General features: G+C 66.2%; 15 protein-coding genes. 14 read left to right on the plus strand and 1 reads right to left on the minus strand.

Annotated elements, in window-relative coordinates:
- Position 1: 1 nt before the first annotated feature.
- From ribH to hisF, 4 genes are all read left to right on the plus strand, one after another.
- Positions 2 to 481 (plus strand): 6,7-dimethyl-8-ribityllumazine synthase, encoded by a 480-nt coding sequence (gene ribH / locus IWX62_RS11970; protein ID WP_196841648.1) that lies wholly within the window; start codon positions 2 to 4, stop codon positions 479 to 481.
- A 63-nt stretch (positions 482 to 544) separates the two neighbouring features.
- Positions 545 to 808, plus strand: a complete 264-nt coding sequence (locus IWX62_RS11975) for a phosphoribosyl-ATP diphosphatase (RefSeq protein ID WP_196841649.1) — start codon at positions 545 to 547, stop codon at positions 806 to 808.
- 68 nt (positions 809 to 876) lie between these two features.
- The gene (hisG, locus tag IWX62_RS11980) at positions 877 to 1,719 is read left to right on the plus strand and encodes an ATP phosphoribosyltransferase (RefSeq protein WP_196841650.1); all 843 of its coding nucleotides are present in this window, start codon (positions 877 to 879) and stop codon (positions 1,717 to 1,719) included.
- Between the two features lie 9 nt (positions 1,720 to 1,728).
- Positions 1,729 to 2,499, plus strand: coding sequence for an imidazole glycerol phosphate synthase subunit HisF (hisF, locus tag IWX62_RS11985; RefSeq protein WP_196841651.1), 771 nt, complete (start codon positions 1,729 to 1,731; stop codon positions 2,497 to 2,499).
- A 269-nt stretch (positions 2,500 to 2,768) separates the two neighbouring features.
- Here hisF and IWX62_RS11990 read toward each other — a convergent pair whose 3' ends face one another.
- Entirely contained in the window at positions 2,769 to 3,416 is a 648-nt protein-coding gene (locus IWX62_RS11990; protein WP_196841708.1) for a TIGR03085 family metal-binding protein, read from the minus strand.
- A 120-nt stretch (positions 3,417 to 3,536) separates the two neighbouring features.
- Between IWX62_RS11990 and hisI the strand changes: the two genes are divergently transcribed.
- The 10 genes from hisI to IWX62_RS12040 all read left to right on the plus strand — a co-directional run bounded on the left by hisI (position 3,537) and on the right by IWX62_RS12040 (position 17,187).
- Entirely contained in the window at positions 3,537 to 3,977 is a 441-nt protein-coding gene (hisI, locus tag IWX62_RS11995) for a phosphoribosyl-AMP cyclohydrolase (protein ID WP_196841652.1), read from the plus strand.
- Between the two features lie 38 nt (positions 3,978 to 4,015).
- Positions 4,016 to 5,590, plus strand: coding sequence for an anthranilate synthase component I (locus IWX62_RS12000; RefSeq protein WP_196841653.1), 1,575 nt, complete (start codon positions 4,016 to 4,018; stop codon positions 5,588 to 5,590).
- Positions 5,587 to 6,216, plus strand: a complete 630-nt coding sequence (locus tag IWX62_RS12005; RefSeq protein WP_196841654.1) for a Trp biosynthesis-associated membrane protein — start codon at positions 5,587 to 5,589, stop codon at positions 6,214 to 6,216. The genes IWX62_RS12000 and IWX62_RS12005 overlap by 4 nt, the downstream gene beginning before the upstream one ends.
- 75 nt (positions 6,217 to 6,291) lie before the next feature.
- Entirely contained in the window at positions 6,292 to 6,624 is a 333-nt protein-coding gene (locus IWX62_RS12010; protein WP_196841655.1) for an HGxxPAAW family protein, read from the plus strand.
- Positions 6,625 to 7,449, plus strand: coding sequence for an indole-3-glycerol phosphate synthase TrpC (gene trpC, locus IWX62_RS12015; RefSeq protein ID WP_196841656.1), 825 nt, complete (start codon positions 6,625 to 6,627; stop codon positions 7,447 to 7,449).
- Positions 7,450 to 7,493: 44 nt separating this feature from the next.
- Complete coding sequence (trpB, locus tag IWX62_RS12020; protein ID WP_196841657.1) at positions 7,494 to 8,828, plus strand: tryptophan synthase subunit beta; 1,335 nt, start codon at positions 7,494 to 7,496, stop codon at positions 8,826 to 8,828.
- Complete coding sequence (trpA, locus tag IWX62_RS12025) at positions 8,825 to 9,625, plus strand: tryptophan synthase subunit alpha (RefSeq protein ID WP_196841658.1); 801 nt, start codon at positions 8,825 to 8,827, stop codon at positions 9,623 to 9,625. Before trpB ends, trpA begins: the two co-directional genes overlap by 4 nt.
- A gap of 3 nt (positions 9,626 to 9,628) precedes the next feature.
- Positions 9,629 to 10,702: a prolipoprotein diacylglyceryl transferase gene (lgt, locus tag IWX62_RS12030; RefSeq protein WP_196841659.1), complete on the plus strand. Its 1,074-nt coding sequence runs from the start codon at positions 9,629 to 9,631 to the stop codon at positions 10,700 to 10,702.
- 271 nt (positions 10,703 to 10,973) lie between these two features.
- Entirely contained in the window at positions 10,974 to 15,737 is a 4,764-nt protein-coding gene (gene gltB / locus IWX62_RS12035; protein WP_333483390.1) for a glutamate synthase large subunit, read from the plus strand.
- A complete protein-coding gene (locus tag IWX62_RS12040) occupies positions 15,730 to 17,187 on the plus strand; it encodes a glutamate synthase subunit beta (RefSeq protein WP_196841660.1) in 1,458 nt (485 codons plus the stop codon). Before gltB ends, IWX62_RS12040 begins: the two co-directional genes overlap by 8 nt.
- Positions 17,188 to 17,255 lie beyond the last annotated feature (68 nt).

Raw genomic sequence — 17,255 nt, forward strand, 5'->3', positions numbered from 1 at the left:
TATGAGCGGCCACGGCGCACCCCCCATCGACCTCAGCCACCTTGCCGGAGTGCAGCACCTGCGCCTCGCCGTCATCGCCGCCAGCTGGCACACGGAAATCATGGACGGACTGCTCGACGGCGCCCTGCGCGCGGCGCGCGACGCGGGCATCGAGCCGACGGTGGTCCGGGTTCCCGGCAGCTTCGAGCTGCCCGTCGCCGCCGCCCGGCTGGCACCGCACTTCGATGCGGTGGTGGCCCTCGGCGTCGTCATCCGTGGCGGCACCCCGCACTTCGACTATGTCTGCCAGGCCGCGACGTCCGGGCTGACCGACGTCAGCGTCCGCACGGGGAAGCCCGTGGGGTTCGGTGTCCTCACCTGCGACACCGAGGAGCAGGGGCTGGACCGTGCCGGCCTGCCCGGGTCCAGCGAAGACAAGGGCTACGAGTCAGTCGCCGCAGCCCTCACCACCGCCGCTGCGCTTGGGGCGTGGCAGGGGTAGAGCTACGTCACACGGAACCCGCCGAATGAGGTTCAGCGCCGCCAACCCAGTAACGTTGACTCTGTGAAAAGCTTCGAAACACTCTTCGCTGAACTCAGCGCCAAAGCCGTAGCGCGCCCCGACGGGTCGCGCACCATCGCCGAACTCGATTCAGGCGTGCACGGTATCGGCAAGAAAGTGGTTGAGGAAGCCGCCGAGGTGTGGATGGCCGCCGAATATGAATCGGATGAGGCAACCGCCGAGGAGATTTCCCAGCTGCTCTACCACCTGCAGGTCCTGATGATCGCCAAGGGTCTGACGCTGGACGACGTGTACAAGCATCTCTAGGCACCGTCCCACCCGGATGTGAGTGCCACCAGCAGCAGACCCCCGAAAACTTCAGCGAAAGAACCCCCATGCTTCGTGTAGCAGTCCCCAACAAGGGCGCCCTGTCCGAATCCGCCTCCGCCATGCTCGCCGAGGCCGGCTACCGCCAGCGCCGCGACACCCGCGAGCTGGTGCTCGAGGATCCCGATAACGGTGTCGAATTCTTCTTCCTCCGCCCGCGCGATATCGCCGTCTATGTGGGAGCCGGAACGCTCGACGTCGGGATCACCGGCCGCGACCTGTTCCTTGACGCCGACGTCGACGCCGAGGAGCGCCTGACGCTCGGGTTCGGTGCCTCCACCTTCCGGTTCGCCGGCCCGGTGGGTGACTTCACCGACGTCGCGCAGCTCGAAGGTAAGCGCCTCGCCACCAGCTACGACGGTCTCCTGCGCCGGTACCTGGCAGACCACGGGGTGAAGGCGACCGTGGTGCGCCTTGACGGCGCCGTCGAATCTTCGGTGCGGCTCGGTGTGGCTGACGCTATCGCCGACGTCGTCGAAACCGGCAACACGCTCAAAGCCGCCGGGATGGAAATCTTCGGTGAGCCGATCCTGCGCAGTGAGGCGGTACTCATCGGCCGCAACGGTGACGCTCCGGCGGGCCTCGATGTCCTGATCCGCCGGTTGCAGGGTGTGCTCGTGGCGCGGCAGTACGTGCTGATGGATTACGACATCCGCAAGGACCTGGTCGACGAGGCCGCAGCGCTGACGCCCGGCCTGGAGTCACCGACGGTATCCCCGCTCCGCGATTCGGACTGGGTGGCCGTCCGGTCCATGGTGCTGCGCAACCAGACCAACCGGATCATGGACGAGCTGTACGAGCTCGGCGCCCGCGCCATCCTCGTCAGCACCATCCACGCCTGCAGGGTCTAGGCCGCCGTCGTGGGTGTAGCCATCCGGGTCATCCCGTGTCTCGACGTTGACGCCGGCCGCGTGGTCAAGGGGGTCAACTTCGCCGACCTGCGTGATGCAGGTGATCCGGTGGAGCTTGCCCACCGGTACGACCGGGCCGGCGCCGACGAACTCACGTTCCTTGACGTCACCGCGTCCTCGGGCAACCGGGACACCACGTTCGACGTTGTCGCCCGCACCGCGGAGGAAGTCTTCATCCCCTTGACGGTCGGTGGGGGAGTCCGCGGAATTGCCGACGTTGACAAGCTGTTGCGGTTCGGCGCCGACAAGGCGTCCATTAACACGGCGGCAGTCAGCCGGCCGACGGTCATCGACGAGATCACCAGCCACTTCGGCTCGCAGGTGCTCGTGCTGTCCCTCGACGCGCGCCGCGTCCCGGGCGGCGGGACGCCGTCGGGCTTCGAAGTGACCACCCATGGGGGCCGGCAGGGAACCGGGATCGACGCCGTGCAGTGGGCCCGTGAAGCAGCCGACCGTGGGGTGGGCGAGATCCTACTCAACTCGATCGACGCCGATGGGACCAAAGCCGGGTTCGACCTGGAAATGATCCGCGCCGTCCGGGCAGCCGTCAGCGTGCCGCTGATCGCCTCCGGCGGGGCCGGCTTGCCGGAACACTTTCCGCCGGCCGTTGCCGCTGGCGCCGATGCGGTGCTGGCGGCGTCGGTGTTCCACTTCGGGCCACTCGACGCCATCGCTCAGGTAAAGAAGGCCATCAGCGACGCCGGCTTCCCCGTCCGCTAGCGGGGATTTTGCTGACTTCGTGGGCTTGTAGGCCTTCCTGCCTGAACCTTGGTTCGGCGGGCTTCCCGACGCTGGCACCCTAAGTGCAGCTGTGGCGGGTGACCTCCACCATTCGTGCAGTTGTGGCGGGTGAGCCCGCGTAACCCGCCACACGTGCACAAAGTATGCGACGGCGACACCTCGCTAGCCATTGCACCCGCCACAACTGCGCAAAGTATTCGGAGGCGGCGGGTTCCGTTCGGGTGTAGCGGTCTTCGTGAAGTGGGCGCCTAGAGGCCTACCTCGGCGCTGTCCAGCAGTGCGACGGCGTCGGGCTGGCCCTCGAACGTCACGAGGGCGTGGCGGGTGCGGCCGTGGGCGTGCATGAGGAGCTCGCCAGGATCACCCTTGATGGCCACGGATACGGGAGCCCGTTTGGCTACGTGCCGGGGACCGTCGGAGCGGACCAGCACAATACCCAGGTCCACGCCGCGGTACAGGATTGCGGCGCGTTTGATCAGTTCATCCCAGAGCGCGTTCGAGTAATCCTCATCGAGGGCCCGGGGCGCCCACCGGCTCCGCGCGCGGCGGACATCCTCGGTATGGACAAAATACTCGATCAGGTTGGCGCTGGCGTCGAGCGACTTTGACCGCTTCAGCGGGGAGTAAAAGGGGTGGCCAGAACGGAAGTCCTCGACGAGCCGCCGATAGCCAGCAGCAGTCTCGGCCTTGGCCGCCAATTTGCGCACCGACTTGTCCGATACAGCCGCGAGGGGTTTGATCACCATGGCAAGGCTGACAGCTGGCCGGTGTTCCCGCAGGTATAGGTGGGCAGCCAGTTCTTTGGTCTGCCAGCCATCGCACAGCGTGGGAGAGTGAGGCCCAGCTGCGAGGAGCGTTTCGGCCAAGACTTCGCGGGACGGCTCTACATATTGCATCACTGCTGAAACTAGCACGATCCACAGTTGATTGGCAGGGAGAACCGCCGGAGAGCGCGCTCTGGTGCCTTCCTGTTCCGCGTCAGTGGGTAGACAGTGAGCGCGATAGAATCGTAGACGATGCCATCACAGACCAACACCCCACCAGCGCCCGATCCACACCAGGGGAAATCCCTCGATCCAGCGATCGTTGCAGCCCTGAAACGGGACGCCGCCGGACTGGTTGCCGCAGTGATCCAGCAGCACGACACGGGTGAAGTCCTCATGCTCGGCTGGATGGATGACGAAGCGATCCGCCGCACGCTCACCACCGGACGGGTCACCTTCTTCTCCCGGTCCCGCGGCTCCTACTGGCGCAAGGGCGACACCTCCGGCCACACCCAATGGGTCAAGTCGGCAGCCATTGATTGCGACGGCGACGCCCTCCTGATCCGCGTCGACCAGGTTGGCGCTGCCTGTCACACCGGCACCCGGACCTGCTTTGTCGGCCGGGACCTCGACGTCGTCGTCGGGCAGGACCCGGGCGCCGGCGAGGACCCCGCGCAGATCACCCCCCACTAGAGCCTTTCCCACTGCCACCCGAAAGAACACACACCTTTATGCAGGAACTTGGAGTCATCAGCCCCAGCCTTGCCGAGTTCCGTGAGCTCGCCCGGGAGCGTCGGGTGGTCCCCGTGCACCTCAAGGTCCTGGCTGACGCGCACACGCCGATCGCCATCTACCGGAAACTGGCCAATGGCGAGCCCGGGACGTTCCTGATGGAATCGGCTGCGGTTGGTGGAGTCTGGTCGCGCTACTCGTTCATCGGCGCGCACTCACGGGCCACCCTGACCAGCCTCGACGGCGAAGCACACTGGCTGGGCGAGCCGCCCGCCGGCGTCCCGACGTCGGGCAGCCCGGTCGAGGCCCTCCGCCAGACCATCGAGGCGCTCGGCACGCGCCGCTTCGATGACCTCCCGCCCTTCACCTCCGGGCTGGTGGGGTTCATCGGATGGGAATCGGTCCGTCATTGGGAGCGCCTGACCAGCCCGCCCGAAGACGATCTGTTCCTGCCCGAGCTGGCGATGTGCCTGGTGACGGACATGGCAGTCCATGACAACTCCGAGGGGACCCTCACCCTGGTGGCCAACGCCATCAACTTCGACGGGTCCAACGACCGGGTGGACGAAGCCTGGCACGACGCCGTGCAACGGATCCGCGCGATGCTCACCAAGCTGGGCGAGGCAGCCGAACAGCCCGTGTCCGTCCTGCAGCAAGGGTCCGTGGACACCGCGGATCTGCTCTCCCGCGTCGACGAACGCTGGGACAAGATCAAGTATCTGGCCGCGATTGAACGCGGCAAACGGGCGATCGTGGATGGCGACGTCTTTCAGGTGGTCATTTCGCGGCGCTTCGAACTCGACTGTGAGGCGTCACCACTCGACGTATACCGGGTGCTCCGCAACACCAACCCCAGCCCCTACATGTACCTGTTCAGCCTCGCCGACGCCGACGGGCGCGAGTACTCGATTGTCGGGTCCTCCCCGGAGGCCCTGGTCACGGTGACCGGCAAGGACGTCATCACCCACCCGATCGCCGGATCCCGCCCTCGAGGGCACACCCTTGACCAGGACCGGGCCCTGGCCGACGAACTCCTGGCCGACGAGAAGGAACGCGCCGAGCACCTCATGCTGGTGGATCTGGCCCGCAACGACATTTCGAAGGTGTGCGTCCCCGGCACCGTAGACGTCACCCAGTTCATGGAGGTGGAGCGGTTCAGCCACATCATGCACCTCGTCTCGACCGTTGTCGGTTCCCTGGCCCCCACCAAGACCGCCTACGATGTCCTGGCCGCCACCTTCCCCGCGGGCACCCTGTCCGGGGCACCCAAACCCCGGGCGCTGCGCCTGATCGACGAAGTGGAACCCCACCGCCGGGGAATCTACGGCGGTGTGGTCGGGTATCTCGACTTTGCCGGGGACATGGACCTGGCCATCGCGATCCGTTCCGCCCTCCTGAGGGACGGACGTGCCTATGTGCAGGCCGGCGGCGGGATTGTGGCGGACTCGGTCCTCGAGGACGAAGCGCAGGAGACAGTCAACAAGGCGGCGGCACCCCTGCGGGCGGCCCTGATCGCGTCGAGCCTCAGAACCGTCACCGCAGCCGACGAGCTTCAAGAGGTGGAGGTCCCATGAGCACCGAACCAGAGACATCCGACAGCACCAGGCCGACTGCCCCGTCCGCGTGGCAGCGGAAGGGCACGGTGATCCTCGCGACCGTCATGTTCTCGCTTGCCGCGTTCGCCAGCACCACCCAGACATGGCTGACCGTGATCCTGCCGCAGGACGCAGTCCAGACGCCCGACCTGCAGATTCCGGGCAGCGACGCCGCGACAGCGGTCACCGCTTTTGCCCTCGTCGCGTTGGCGGCCGCGTTGGCCGTTTCCATCGCCGGGAGAATCGCCCGGGTCCTGGTGGTCGCGATTCTGCTGATCGCCGGAGTGGGGATCGTCTGGAACAGCATTCGCGTGGTGGCTGATCCCACGGGAGCTGCAGCGCCAGCCATCGGTGAGGCTATCGGCGTGAGCACCGGCAGCGGCGCGGAGCTCGTGCTGACCGTGTTCCCCTGGCTGGCGGCCGCAGCGGGAGTGCTGCTCGTCGGCACGGCCGTGTGGATGCTGATCGCCGGCCGCAGCTGGAACCGTTCCTCCCGCTATGAAAAAGTTGCCGCCGAGAATCCGACGGCACCCAAGACCACAGCACACTCGGACGAGATCGACAGCTGGGACCAGCTCACCAAGGGTAAAGATCCCACCAGCTGAGCCGGTGAGGGCAGACCACGGTCACCCTGAACTAATGGCAGAATGGACAGTAGACCAGTTTCAAGGAGAGTCATCATGGCCAAAGACGCCACAGCTAACGCATCCACCCGGACCACTGGGACAGAGCACCCGGAAAACTCGAGGGAAAACCACGCCTCGATGCACGATGAGACCATCGGCCACGGCAACAGCCCCGCCGCGTGGACCTGTGTCCTGATCATGCTGGCAGGCGCCGCCGTGTCCTCCTTCGCGTACGTCTTCTCCAGCACCGAGGGCAACTTCGCCGCGGGTACCGTCCTGTTCTGGATCGGCATCGCCGTGATGGTGGTCGGCCTCGCCGCCGGTTTCGTCATGAAGCGGGCCGGCTACGGCGTCGGCGGGTCGAAGCTGAAGAACAAAGACGACTAAGTGAGCGTTCTCGACGACATCATTGCCGGCGTCCGGGAGGACCTCGCGCCACGCGTTGCGGCCCTCCCGCTGGAGAAACTGCGCGACGACGCTGGCGCCGCCCCCGCGCCCCGCGACGCCCACGCGGCCCTCAGCGGGAACGGCTCGGGGATCACGCTGATCGCCGAGGTGAAGCGTCGCAGCCCCTCCAAGGGTCAACTGGCCGACATCGTTGACCCCGCGGCACTGGCCGCCCGCTACGAAACGGGTGGCGCCGCCGTCGTCAGCGTCCTGACCGAACAGCGCCGCTTCGACGGTTCGCTCGCCGACCTCGACGCCGTCCGGGCAGCCGTGGAGCTGCCAGTGCTGCGCAAGGATTTCACTGTCGACGAATACCAGATCTGGGAGGCCCGTGCGCACGGCGCCGACCTGATCCTCCTCATCGTCGCGGCGCTGACCGACGACGAACTTCGCCGTTTCCTGGACCTGACCCACGAGCTCGGCATGAACGCCCTGGTCGAAACCCACACCCGTGATGAGGTGGAACGGGCCGTCGCCGTGGGGGCGCGGATCATTGGAATCAACGTGCGAAACCTCAAGACACTCGACATCGACCGGTCGGTGTTTGGGCCCCTGGCCACCGGGATTCCCGAGGGCACACTCATTGTCGCCGAGTCGGGCGTGCGGGATGTGGCCGACGTCGGCCGCTTCGCCTCCGACGGCGCCGACGCCATCCTGGTGGGCGAAGCCTTGGTCCGCCACAACAACCCCGAAGACACCATCGCCGCGTTCCTCGACGCCGGCCGCACCGCGCGACTGGCACTCCAGGACCAGCCCACCGCGTAGCAACCGGCACGCTGCACCACCACCACAACAGGACAGGCAAGCTCATGACTGATTCGCCACTGGCAGCCAACGCACCCTCCGAGGTCACCGACGGAACCGCCGAGGCCTTCCTCAACCCGACCGCCAGCCTCCGCCACGCGCCGGGACCGTACTTCGGCGAATATGGCGGCCGGTGGATGCCCGAATCTCTGATCGCTGCCCTCGATGAGCTCACTGACACCTTCGAGAAGGCCAAGGCCGACCCCGAGTTCACCGCCCAGGTGACCGAACTGAACCGGACCTATGCGGGCCGGCCCTCCCTGCTCACCGAGGCGAAGCGGTTCGCCGAGTACGCCGGTGGGGTCCGGGTCTTCCTTAAGCGGGAAGACCTGAACCACACCGGATCGCACAAGATCAACAACGTGCTGGGACAGGCGCTGCTCGCCAAGCGGATGGGCAAAACCCGTGTCATCGCCGAGACCGGAGCCGGTCAGCACGGCGTGGCCAGTGCTACCGCCGCGGCGCTGATGGGTCTCGAGTGCGTCGTCTACATGGGAGCCGAGGACTGCAGGCGCCAGGCCCTGAACGTGGCCCGAATGGAGCTGCTCGGCGCCACGGTCATTCCCGTCACGAGCGGGTCGCAAACCCTCAAGGACGCCATCAACGAGGCCCTCCGCGACTGGGTGGCCAACGTCGACACCACCCACTACCTGCTGGGCACCGCAGCCGGCGCGCACCCCTTCCCCTCGATGGTCAGGTACTTCCACGAGGTCATCGGCGAAGAGGCCCGCGAGCAGATGCTCGCCGAAACTGGCAAGCTGCCCGACGCCGTCTGCGCCTGCATCGGCGGCGGATCCAACGCGATCGGCATGTTCCACGGCTTCCTCGACGACCCCGGGGTGGCCCTCTACGGGTTTGAAGCCGGCGGCGAAGGCGTCGAGACCGGCCGCCATGCCGCGACCATTACCCTCGGACGCCCGGGTGTGCTGCACGGCGCCCGGTCGTACCTGATGCAGGACGACGACGGACAGACCGTCGAATCGCACTCCATCTCGGCCGGACTCGACTACCCGGGTGTCGGCCCCGAGCACGCCCACCTGGCGGACATTGGCCGGGTCAGCTACGAACCGATCACCGACGCCGAAGCAATGGACGCGTTCCGGGTACTGTGCCGCAGCGAGGGAATCATCCCCGCCATCGAGACCGCACACGCCCTCGCGGGTGCCATCAAGGTGGGTCAGCGCCTCGCCGCCGAGGGCGGAGACCCGGCAGAGAAGACTCTCCTGATCAACCTCTCCGGCCGTGGGGACAAGGACGTGGCGACCGCCGCCGAATACTTCGACCTGCTGCCCGATGACAGCGCCGAAGCCGAAATCGGGAAAGACGGGGAACAGCTGTGAACACCCAGACCACCAGCAAGGCTGCGGCAGCGATCGACGGGGCGCGCGACGCCGGACGGGCTGCCCTGATCGGATACCTCCCCGCAGGTTTCCCCGACGTCCAGACCACCATAGACGCGGCAGTTGCCATGTCGCGGAACGGCGTGGACCTGATCGAGATCGGGATCCCCTATTCCGACCCTGTGATGGACGGCCAGGTCATCCAGGACGCGACCGTACAGGCCCTCCACAACGGGTTCACGGTCGAAAAGATCTTCGACATCGTAGCGGGCATCACCGCCCAGACCGATGCCGCTGTCCTGGTCATGACGTACTGGAACCCGGTCATGCAACTTGGTGTGCGCGAGTTCGCCAGACGCCTGCACGAAGCCGGGGGAGCAGGCCTCATCACGCCTGACCTGATCCCTGACGAGGCCAGCGAATGGCTCGCGGCCTCCGACGAGTTCGGTCTGGACCGGGTCTTCCTGGTGGCTCCATCCACCAGCCCGGAACGCATGGAACGCACCGTCAACGCGAGCCGCGGCTTCGTCTACGCCGTCTCCATCATGGGGATCACCGGGGCGCGGACAGCTGTCAGCTCGGCGGCGCGAGCCGTCGTCGACGCCGCCCACGGCGCGGGCGCAGACCGTGCCTGTGTGGGGTTGGGGGTCTCCACCGCCGCACAGGTCAAGGAGATCGCCGCCTACGCCGATGGCGTGATCGTGGGTACTGCCCTCGTCGCCGCACTCCGCGACGGCGGCATCCCCGCCGTCGCAGCACTGACCAAAGACCTCAGCAGCGGAACGGGAAAGAGCTAACCCATGCGCATTGTGAGCACCATCGGGGCGCTTCCCGCCAGTATTCCCAGCCCACCAGCGGAGTGGGCGTCCATCAGCCTCGGGCCGCTCACCCTCTACACCTACGCCCTGTGCATCCTGGCCGGCATTGTCCTGGCGCTCCTGCTCACCATCGCGCGCTGGAAGCGGTACAGCGGGAACCCTGACGTCATCTGGGATGTCGCCATCTGGGCCATCCCCTTCGGCATCCTCGGGGGGCGGCTCTACCACGTGTTTTCCTCACCCGACGCCTACTTCGGGCCCGACGGTGACCTCGCCCGGATCCCGCGCATCTGGGAGGGCGGTCTCGGCATCTGGGGTGCCATCGCCCTCGGCGCCGTGGGCGCCTGGATCGGGTGCCGCCGGTCAGGCGTCCGCCTCAGCGCCTTCGCCGATGCAGCTGCCCCCGGTATCCTGCTGGCGCAGGCCATCGGCCGGCTCGGCAACTGGTTCAACCAGGAACTCTTCGGCGCGCCCACCACGCTGCCCTGGGGACTGGAGATCGACCCCGAGAACGCCAACTTCCCCGATGGCCTCCCCGTCGACACGCTCTTCCACCCCACCTTCCTTTACGAAATGCTGTGGAACCTCGCCGGCGTCGCACTGCTGTTGCTGCTCGACAAGCGGTTCGGTCTCCGCGGCGGCATGATGTTCTGGGCCTACGCCGCGTTCTATACCGCGGGTCGGGTCTGGATCGAAGCGCTCAGGATCGACGACGCCGAACTGGTGACCCTGTTCGGCGTCACCCAGCGCCTCAACGTGTGGACCAGCATTCTGGTGCTTCTTGGGGCCATCGGGGTCCTGATCTACCTGGGCGTCAAACGTAAGGGCGCCGACACGCCGTCGTTGTACCTGCCCGGGCGGGAACCGGCCCTGGATGCTGCTGACTCAGACGCTGGGATAGCCTCGCACCCCGAGGCCGATGCCCACGTGGCGGACACAGAGGAAACGAAATCCACTACCCGTGGTAATCTCGTCGAAACAAACGGCAGTCAGGAACACCTTCCCGAAACGGAAGTGACATCGGACACGCCGAGGGATAAGGATTCCCGCCCCTAGCGTCCAGGGCCACCGCCCACACTGGACTGATTGCCACAGCGACGTGGCCCCCGGTGCCCTCGGCAGAACACCCCTCTCCCGGCGCACCGGTTATGGCCGGGTACAGCAGTGCCCGTTCGTTCTGTAATCGTTGTCCCAGGGACCTCCGGGAAACGTCAGCCAAGCCATAGAATTTTCATAAGTTCGTGCAGTGCGCAGCCCACCGAGGCTGTAGACCTGGGGCCAAGGCCGTCCCCTCCCGACGCTCCATTCTGGGGGAAGGACTCTACCTATGAATACTCCCACTTCCGGCACCACCACCGGCGGCACCACCACCGGCGGCACCACCACCGGCGGCAACTCCACTGCTGACACTGCAGTGTCCGACGACGCTGTGACCGTCACGGCTGCAACCGACGCGCCGGTTCAGCAGGAGCCGAGCACGTCAATCGTGGACGACGCTGCGACCGAGGTCGCGAAGCCCGACCGCGTCGGCTCTGCCGTCCAGTCACCCTTCGACCGCTTCGCCAACATCCCCGAAGCCAAGGGACTCTACAACCCGGAGAACGAGAAGGACGCGTGCGGCCTTGCCGTTATCGCCACCCTCCGCGGCGAACCCGGGCACGACATCGTCGACCACGCGCTCACCGCGCTGCGGAACCTTGAACACCGTGGTGCCGTGGGTGCCGATGAGGGGACCGGCGACGGCGCGGGCCTCCTCACCCAGGTACCCGACGAGTTCTTCAGGGCCGTCGTCGACTTCGACCTCCCGCCCGCTGGTCACTACGCCGTCGGAACCGCGTTCCTCCCCGCCGAGGGACGCGAGGAACAGACCGCGCGCGCCGGGCTGGAAGCTATCGCCGAATCCGAGGGGATGACGGTTCTCGGCTGGCGGGATGTCCCCATCCAGGCTGACCTCGTCGGCGCCATGGCCCGCGCCTGCATGCCCCACTTCGTGCAGCTCTTCCTGGCACCCGTCGATGCCGACGCCGTTGATATCGACGCGCTGGCGTTCCGGGTGCGCAAGCGCGCCCAGAACAAACTTGGCGTCTATTTCCCCTCCCTGTCGTCGAAGACCATGGTCTACAAGGGGATGCTCACCACCGCACAGCTGGAGCCGTTCTACCCTGACCTGTCCGATCCTCGGTTCAAGACCAAGCTGGGCATCGTCCACTCACGGTTCTCCACCAACACGTTCCCCTCCTGGCCGCTGGCACAGCCATTCAGGACTATCGCCCACAACGGCGAAATCAATACGGTCAAGGGCAACCGGAACTGGATGCGGGCCCGCCAGTCGCAGCTGTCCCACAGTCTGCTCGGCGACGACCCAGAAGAGTTGTTCCCTATTTGCACCCCCGGAGCGTCAGACTCGGCGTCATTCGACGAGGTCGCCGAACTGTTGATGCTGTCCGGCCGCCCGATCACCCACGCCATCATGATGATGATCCCGGAGGCGTGGGAGAACCACTCCACCATGGACCCCGCCCGGCGTGCGTTCTACCAGTACCACTCGATGCTGATGGAGCCATGGGACGGGCCGGCGGCCGTGTCCTTCACCGACGGCACCCTCGTTGGTGCGGTCCTGGACCGCAACGGACTCCGCCCCGCCCGCTACTGGGTGATGGAGGACGGGTTGGTGGTGCTTGCCTCCGAGGTGGGCGTCATCGACATCGAACCATCCAAGGTGGTGCACAAGGGCCGGGTGTCCCCGGGCAAGATGTTCCTCGTCGACACCGAGGAGGGCAGGGTGATCGAGGACCAGGAAATCAAGGCCGAGATTGCCTCGGCCAACCCCTGGGGCGACTGGGTCAAGGACAACCTGCTGCGCCTGAAGGACCTCCCCGAGCGCGAGCACGTCCTCCACACCAAGGCGTCCATCAACCGCCGCCAGCGCACCTTCGGCTACACCCAGGAGGAACTGCGCATCCTCATCGGGCCAATGGCCAAGGCGGGCGCCGAACCCCTGGGTGCCATGGGCTCCGACACCCCGGTGGCAGTCCTGTCCAAGCGGCCCCGGCTGCTCTTCGACTATTTCGTGCAGTCCTTCGCCCAGGTGACGAACCCGCCCCTGGATTCGATCCGCGAGGAATTGGTGACGTCTCTGCGGGCGTCGATCGGCCCAAACGGGAACCTGCTTTCCACCAGGCAGGTGCATGCCCGGCAGGTGGGCCTCAGCTTCCCCGTCATCAACAACGACGAGCTGGCCAAGATCGCCAACCTGTCCAACGACGACGGCGAACGCATCAGCATGAAGGTGCGCGGACTCTACCGGCCCGACGGCGGGGAGGCGTCCCTTCGTGCGCGGCTCACCGAAATCTGTGAACAGGTTTCCAGCGCCATCAACCGTGGCATCCAGTACATTGTGCTCTCGGACCGTGACTCCAACGCGCAGTGGGCACCGATTCCGTCGCTGCTGCTCACCAGCGCCGTTCACCATCACCTCCTCAAGAGCGCCAACCGGACCAAGACCTCCCTCGTGGTCGAGGCCGGCGACGTGCGCGAGGTCCACCATGTGGCGGCCCTGATCGGGTACGGCTCCTCAGCGATCAACCCCTACCTGGCCATGGAGAGCTGCGAGGAGCTGGTCCGCAACGGTGACGTCACGGGCGTCACCGCGGAGCAGGCCGTCGCGAACCTCATCAAGGGCCTCGGCAAGGGCGTTCTGAAGATCATGTCCAAGATGGGCATTTCCACCGTCGGCTCCTACTGCGGCGCCCAGACCTTCGAGGCTCTCGGTCTGGGGCAGGAACTGGTCGACGAATACTTCCACGGCACCCAGACCCAGCTTGGCGGCGTCGGGCTGGATGTGCTGGCTGCCGAAACGGCTGCCCGCCATGCCAGCGCCTACCCTGAGGACGGCATCGACGATCCGCACCGGAGCCTCGACAACGGCGGCGAATACCAGTGGCGCCGTGAAGGTCCACCGCACCTTTTCAACCCGGAGACCGTCTTCCGGCTCCAGCACGCCACCCGTGAGCGGCGCTACGACATCTTCAAGAAGTACACCCGCGGCGTCGATGACCAGTCCAAGGAACTGATGACCCTGCGCGGGCTCCTCCAGTTCAAGGAAGGGGTCCGCGAACCGATTTCCCTTGACGAGGTGGAGCCGGTCTCCAGCATCGTCAAGCGGTTCTCCACCGGCGCCATGAGCTACGGGTCCATCTCCCAGGAAGCCCACGAGACGCTGGCCATCGCCATGAACAGGTTGGGCGGCAAATCCAACACGGGTGAGGGCGGCGAGGACGTTGACCGGTTGCTAGACCCCGAGCGCCGGTCCGCCATCAAGCAGGTCGCTTCGGGTCGGTTTGGCGTCACCAGCCTGTACCTGACCAACGCCACTGACATCCAGATCAAGATGGCGCAGGGCGCCAAGCCCGGTGAGGGCGGCCAGCTGATGAGCCAGAAGGTCTACCCCTGGGTGGCCCGGACCCGGCACTCGACCCCCGGAGTGGCGCTGATCTCCCCGCCACCGCACCACGATATCTACTCGATTGAGGACCTCGCCCAGCTCATTTATGACCTGAAGCGGTCCAACCCGTCGGCCCGCGTCCACGTCAAGTTGGTCTCCGAGGTGGGGATCGGCACCGTGGCCGCCGGAGTGACCAAGGCCAAGGCCGACGTCGTCCTCATCTCCGGGCACGACGGCGGAACGGGCGCCAGCCCCCTGAACTCCCTCAAGCATGCGGGGGTTCCCTGGGAGCTGGGACTAGCTGAAACACAGCAGACCCTGATGCTCAACGGGCTCCGCGACCGGGTCGTGGTGCAGGTGGACGGTCAGCTCAAGACCGGGCGCGACGTCGTTATCGCCGCGCTGCTCGGCGGCGAAGAGTTCGGGTTCGCGACAGCGCCGCTGGTCGTCTCGGGCTGCATCATGATGCGCGTCTGCCACCTGGACACCTGCCCCGTCGGCGTCGCCACCCAGAACCCCGAACTGCGCAGCAGGTTCACCGGGAAGCCCGAGTTTGTGGTCAACTTCTTCGAGTTCCTCGCCGAGGAGGTCAGGGAAATCCTTGCCAGCCTGGGCTTCCGGTCTATTGAAGAGGCGATCGGGCACAGCGAATCACTCGACGCGCGCAAGGCCATCAATCACTGGAAGGCCGACGGATTGGATCTTGACCCGATCCTGCGTGGCAACGAATTCGGTGACGACGCGCCGATGCGGAACATGACCACCCAGAACCACGAGCTGGACCAGCACTTCGACAGGAAGCTCATCGAAATGAGCGCCGACGCGCTGGAGAACCGGGCACCGGTGCGGATCTCCGTCGACGTCGTCAATACGGACCGCTCGGTGGGCACCATGCTGGGCCATGAAGTCACCCGGCTGTTTGGCATCGATACCCTTGCCACCGACACCATCGACATCACCCTGACTGGTCAGGCCGGCCAGTCACTGGGGGCGTTCCTGCCAGCGGGTATCACGCTGCGGCTGTTCGGCGATTCGAACGACTACGTGGGCAAGGGGCTCTCCGGCGGCCGGGTGATTGTGCGGCCGGACCGGTCCAACGTGTTTGCTGCGGACCGCAACGTCATTGCCGGCAACGTGATCGGCTATGGGGCGACCAGCGGGGAGATTTTCCTCAGAGGACAGGTGGGGGAGCGCTTCCTGGTTCGTAACTCGGGCGCCACGGCGGTTGTCGAAGGCATCGGCGACCACGGTTGCGAGTACATGACCGGGGGGCAGACCCTGATCCTCGGGCGGACCGGCCGGAACTTCGGGGCCGGCATGTCCGGCGGAACCGCCTACGTGCTGGACCTGAACCGGCGGCGGATGAACATCCAGAGCCTCGAGAACGGTGAGCTGCAGCTCGTTGACCTTGACGCCGAGGACATTGAAATAGTCCGTCAACTAATGATCAGGCATGTCGAAGAGACCGAATCGACGCTGGCAGCGCACCTGCTGGACAACTTCGAGGACACCGTTGCCCGGCTCACCAAGGTGCTGCCGCGCGACTACGCCGCAGTGCTCGATGCGCGGGCCGCGGCCATCGAAGAAGGCCTCGACCCCGACGGCGAAGAAGCTTGGACCCGAATCTTGGAGGTAACCGGTGGGTGATCCACGCGGATTTATGAAGGTACGCGAACGCCAGACCCAACCCCGACGGCCCGTGCCAGTCAGGATCATGGACTGGAAAGAGGTCTACGAGGCTCAGGAGAAGGGCGTCCTCAAGGCCCAGGCTGGACGCTGCATGGACTGCGGCATCCCGTTCTGCCACCAGGGCTGCCCGCTGGGCAACCTGATCCCGGAGTGGAACGACCTCACCTACCGGGACAAGGGCAGGGAAGCAATCGAGCGGCTTCACGCCACCAACAACTTCCCGGAGTTCACCGGGCGGCTGTGCCCTGCACCGTGTGAGGCGTCCTGCGTGTTGGGGATCAACCAGCCGCCGGTCACCATCAAGCAGGTGGAGGTGTCCATCATTGATGAGGCCTTCGCCGAGGGCTGGGTCGAGGCTCACCCGCCCGAGCGGCTGACCGACCGCACCATCGCCGTCGTCGGCTCCGGCCCGGCAGGACTGGCTGCTGCCCAGCAGTTGACCCGCACCGGGCACACCGTGGCGGTCTACGAGCGCGACGACAAGATTGGTGGGCTCCTGCGCTACGGGATCCCCGACTTCAAGATGGAGAAGCACCACCTGGAGCGTCGGCTTGAGCAGATGCGCGCCGAAGGTACGCGGTTCAGGACCGGCGTCGAGGTGGGCAAGGACATCAGCTGGGATCAGCTGCGTCGTCGCTATGACGCCGTCGTCGTGGCCACCGGTGCCACCATTCCCCGTGACCTGCCCATCCCGGGCCGGGAACTGGAGGGAGTTCACTTCGCGATGGACTACCTGGTGCAGGCCAACCGGGTCAGTGCGGGCGGCGCCGTCGAGGACCAGATCCATGCCGACGGCAAGCACGTGGTCATCCTGGGCGGCGGCGACACCGGCGCTGACTGCCTGGGCACCGCCCACCGTCAGCATGCAGCGTCAGTGACCACGCTGGCCATCGGGCAGCAGCCGCCCGCGGACCGTGCAGCGCATCAGCCGTGGCCCACGTTCCCCACCCTGTTCGAGGTCGCCAGCGCGCATGAGGAAGGTGGCGAACGCACCTACCTTGCGTCCACTGTCGAATTTGTGGGGGAGAACGGCAAACTGACGGCCATCCGGGTCGCTGAGACCGAATTCGTTGACGGTCGCCGGGTGCCGAAGGCTGGCACCGAGCGCAACATTCCGGCCGATCTGGTGTTCCTCTCACTTGGCTTCACCGGCCCGGAGCAGGCAGGCATCACTGAGCAGGTGCAGGCGGAGTTCGACGAGCACGGCAATATTGGCCGGGATGGTTATTACATGACCAACACGCCCGGGATTTTTGCGGCTGGCGACGCCGGCCGTGGACAGTCGCTGATTGTCTGGGCCATCGCAGAGGGGCGCGCCTGCGCCGCTGCAGTGGATCAGTGGCTGATGGGGGAGACGAAACTGCCGGCGCCGGTGGCTCCCACCGACCGCGCCATGGCAGTGCTCTGATGGCACCATCCCGCGGGCAGACGGCCGCGCAAGACCACCACCACCGATCACAACACGACTAGGCTAGG

Source organism: Arthrobacter sp. CAN_A1 (genome assembly GCF_015751665.1).
In the GTDB taxonomy this organism is placed as follows: Bacteria; Actinomycetota; Actinomycetes; order Actinomycetales; family Micrococcaceae; genus Arthrobacter_D.